This is a genomic window from Cytophagia bacterium CHB2, from assembly GCA_030263535.1.
Taxonomy (GTDB): domain Bacteria; phylum Zhuqueibacterota; class Zhuqueibacteria; order Zhuqueibacterales; family Zhuqueibacteraceae; genus Coneutiohabitans.
The window spans coordinates 1-4299 of the sequence record SZPB01000457.1 but is presented as its reverse complement, the minus strand read 5'-3'; the positions used below and the strand labels follow the sequence as shown (position 1 = coordinate 4299).

3 protein-coding genes are annotated in these 4299 nt (G+C 51.5%); 1 reads left to right on the top strand and 2 read right to left on the bottom strand.

The features are described from left to right. Positions 1–434 (top strand): hypothetical protein (locus FBQ85_27150; GenBank protein ID MDL1878811.1); only part of this gene is annotated, 434 nt, incomplete at its 5' end. Between the two features lie 148 nt (positions 435–582). On the opposite strand, the gene FBQ85_27145 is transcribed toward FBQ85_27150, so the two are convergent. Together FBQ85_27145 and FBQ85_27140 are read right to left on the bottom strand one after the other, a co-directional pair. Continuing rightward, positions 583–1881, bottom strand: a complete 1299-nt coding sequence (locus FBQ85_27145; GenBank protein ID MDL1878810.1) for a tetratricopeptide repeat protein — start codon at positions 1879–1881, stop codon at positions 583–585. Positions 1882–2172: 291 nt separating this feature from the next. After that, positions 2173–3696: a T9SS type A sorting domain-containing protein gene (locus FBQ85_27140; GenBank protein ID MDL1878809.1), complete on the bottom strand. Its 1524-nt coding sequence runs from the start codon at positions 3694–3696 to the stop codon at positions 2173–2175. Positions 3697–4299 lie beyond the last annotated feature (603 nt).

Below are 4299 nucleotides of genomic sequence, written 5' to 3'. Positions count from 1 at the left end.
TCGCCTGTGATTATCGTCTCATGAGCACGGGCAAGAACGTCATCGGGTTGAGCGAAATCAAGCTCGGCCTGCCGTTGCCAGCTTCGGCCCTGGAAATTTCGCGTTTCAGCCTGCCGCCGGAAACGATAACGTATGTGCTGTATAGCGGCAAATTATTTCAACCGGAAGAGGCCTTGCGTCTCGGCCTGATCAACGAAGTAACCGCGCCCGGGCAATTGCTGGAAACGGCGCTGGCGCGTTTACGAGAATTCACGGATCATCCCGGGCAGGCGTGCGCGCCGCTCAAAACGGCTCTGCGCAGCGCGGCCATCATTCAAATGACAAAAACCGCCGCGGATATGCGCGAAGCGTTTTTGGAAGCGTGGTTCAGCGCTGCGGCACGACACGCCGTCGGCAGCATTCGTCAGGCTTTGCTTGAAAAAAAACGCCCATAAAGAATCGCTTTCCAGTTGCCCCAAGCGACCGCCGCTTTTTCAAAATGTTTTGAAGCGGCAATACAAAACCCCATCAATCCTTTCCGGAGATCAATGGGGTTTTGTCGTTCAAACCAAAAGCAATTTCGTCAAAACCGATAAGCGGGCGTTAGTTGTTGTTATTCTTCTCGAGCGCCTCGGCTTTGTCAAAGGCGGCCTTGGCTTTGTCGGTGTCGCCCGAACGCGTATACGCAATGCCCAGGTTGGTCCACACTGCCGGCTGATCGCCGCCCTGCATTTGCGTTGCTTTTTCCAGGAATGGCACAGCCTCGCCGGAGTGCTGCTTTTCGACCGCTTTCAGCGAATCAATCGCAGCGGTGTTGGGTTTCTTCTTTTTCTCGGAAGCTTCGTCTTGCAGGTCGCGTGCGCGCTTGTCCGCATTCTCCGCGATTTTCAAATGGGATACGCCGAGATAGAAATTCGCGCCAAAATCTTCGGAATCCAAATCCACCAGCTTTTTGAATTGGATGATCGCATTGGGATAGTCATTGCCATTCAAGTACATCTGGCCAAAGTTGTAGAGCAGATCTTTGTTGGCCGGGTCCGCCATCAAAGCTTGATCATACATCTTGAACGCTTCTTCTTTCTTGCCCATGATGTTGTAGGTGTCCGCCAGGCGCGCCAGCACCTTGCCGTTGCCCGGGCTTTTTTGCAACGCTTGCTCGAACAGGGCCGAACTGTTGGCGTAGTTTTCGTGTGAATGATAGTAGTCCGCCAGGACCAGCGTGTGCACCAGTGAATCCGGCTGCAACTTGATCACCGTTTCCATGGTTGCAATGATTCTGTTTTTCAAATCCGGCAACGCTTCCTTGTTGCAGCAGCACGGCTTGCTGGCGGGCTGGCCGGTGTTGTTGTCGACGCATTGCAGCGTTTGTGCATCCCATTTGGTTGCGCCCTCGACACAATCGGCGCAGGGTTCTTCTTTCCTCAGTTGTTGCTCGACCAATTGATACGCCACCGAAAGATTACGATGCGCATCCGTGTAATTCGGATCGAGCTGCGTTGACAGCAAAAACTTTACCGCCGCCAGGCTGAAGTTCTGCTGTTTATACGCTTCGACACCCTCGTTATAGTTCTTGCCGGAGAAATGGCGAACCATGTCCTCCATCTGTTTTTTCTCTTTTTTCAATTTGTTCTTGGTGTCGTACTTCTTGCTCAATTCGAATTCCTGCACCATTTCCATCAACTGGCCCTTTTCTGCATACACCTGCCCCAAAAGAAAATGGGTTTGCGCATCTTCCGGAGCTTTCGCGAGAGCCTTTTGCAGCCACTCGATCGCTTTGTCCCATTCTTTTTGTTGGATGTAGAGCTTTGCCGAGGTTTTCTCCATGCTTTGCGCAAAGGTCACGCTCGGCGCGGCGATCAGCAAAACGCCCCAACACCCAAGCAACAGCCAACGTTTTTTCATCCCACTCTCCTAAAAAATATCATGAGTTGAACCATCTTGTTGGTTATAGACTTGCAAATAAAGCACCAAAAATATAGTTGAGATTCGCTAGACATGCAAGCGGATTTTCAACGTGTGTCTCATGTGTCACACGCTTTGTTCACTGTGTTCCAGAAAGCTGCGTTAGTTTTCTGTTGTTGGGAAGGGTTTATGGCAGGCAAAGCTTTGCGCTTCACAGCATTTTTTGCTGCGGTGAGATCTGGGAGGCGGAATTCTGTAATAAAAGTCCGACGAGAGTTGTTGTGGTGTTCTTTACGGCAAAACCAATACTTTTGCCGTGTGTATGTGATTGCCCGCCTGCACGCGATAAAAATAAATACCTTTTGCGGCAACGTTACCGTCCGCGTCCCTCCCGCTCCAACTCAACTCATGGCGGCCTGCCGGAAAAAAATTGTTGTTGCTGAGTCGCGCCACTTCACGGCCAAGCATATCATAAATCGCGGCCTGCACCGGCGCCGGGCTTGAGATGCTGAAGACGAGGCGCATCCCCGCGCCAGGCGCGCTGGCATGAAACGGGTTGGGATAATGAACCGCGAACCGACCGGGCGTCATCGTCTCCACCCCCGCTTCGATTTTGGTCGGCGCATCATCGCCAGTTTTGATGATCGTGAATTTGTCTTTGATCTCGCCTTGATCGTCGATCCACCGGCCGATCAGCGTGTCGCCGTTGAGGTAAATGCTTGCGAAGCCCGTGACATTGCCAAGCTGAAAAGCCATAAGCGGGTGCGGATCCACGTTTTCAATTTTTCCGCCGGCGCCGGACACCACATAAATCGTGCCCGGTGTGAAGCTTTCTTTGGAATAGGCATTTAAACTTTGGCTGACGATTTGGTGATTGTTCAGCAAAAACGAGCGTTCCGCAACATGCGAATGGCCGCACAACACTAAGTCCACGCCGAATTCGTCCATGATCGGCACAAACGCTTCCCGCGTTTCTTCATCATCGTTATGCGAGCCTGCGCTGTACGGCGCTCGATGCCACATGGCGATCAGCCAGGTTTGACCGCGGCTTTTGGCGGCAGCGAGATCCTGCCGAACCCAATCCAACTGCTGTTGTAAATCGTTGCCCGTGAACAGCAACTCACGGTCGAGTGAAATGAAGTGAGCATTGGCGTAATCGAACGAATAGTAATTCTCGACTTTTGCGGGATTGTTGGCAGGCGTTTCAAAAAATTCAAAATACGCCGCGCCTTGATTGGATTTGATGTCGTGATTGCCGAGAGTTGGCCACCACACGCTGTGCCGGATGAGATCTTGATAAGCCGGGAAATAATCTTTCAGGTAATTTTCACGGCCGCCGCTGTTGTAAATAATATCGCCCAACAACAATGCGAAATGATGTTTGGCATCCTGCTGGATCAGTTGCGCCGCGGTTGCCCGTTGCTCATCCGAGCCGTCGCCGAAATCGCCAAAGGCAAAAAAGCGAAACGGAACGCGTGCGCCCACGCGCGGGTGTGTGCGGAAAAAATACGGCGCGCCCGTGGCATAAACCTGGTTGCCGGCGCCGATTTCATAGTAGTATTTGGTGTTGCGATTTAGATTGGAAACCTCGACGCGGTGCATGGTGCCGGACGGCGTGGCCATGGTGTTGCTCCACTCGCCAGGCTCCTGGCCGTACCGCAGAAAACCGGACTCAGAGTTTTTAGTATACCAAATGACCACCGCTTTATTCTGCGAGGTATTTTGCACATAAGGCCCAAAATCGAGTTGCGCTTGTGCAATTTGCACGACAATGAAAACAGCCCCGGCGGCCAACAACAGTACACGTCGAATCATCTTGAAATCCTTTCAATCGAGTGAGCGGGAGATACCATGCCAACTCACAGCCTCGCCTGTCCTGGCGATTTTTGCGTGCAATTTTCGAAAAGCGTTCGCAGGCGAATGAAAAACTAAAACGGCTCAATCCGATGTGCCTGCCAGCTCGGTATTACAAATCCGGTTGAGATTACGTTTTGAGCAAGCGGAATGCCCCGACACCTGATTGAACCATTTAAAAATCATGTTCCTCGGTAAGTCGCGGCGAGAGATGGCGAAGAGGTGATGCAAGCAGTATGCCGGTGGCGAGAAGGGGCGATTTACAACAAGCGAATAAAAAATACTCGCTTGCGCAATCGGTGATCAAACTTGATGTCCCCAACTTTCAAATGATAAGTGAGGCTAACAAAATGCGGTGTATCTGCGCGGATTGCCGGCGGATCGTTATGAAATCGCTGCAGGCGCGTTTTTTCAGAACGCTTCAGATTACACGATTGCTAAGATTGTCACATGAGCACGACAACGTTTCGTTTTGACTTTACCATTTTTCTTGGTGCGATCATTCAGGCCGTAAACTTGTAAAGCGTCAAACGTTGGAGCCGCGTTCTTAATGCTTCACAGGAT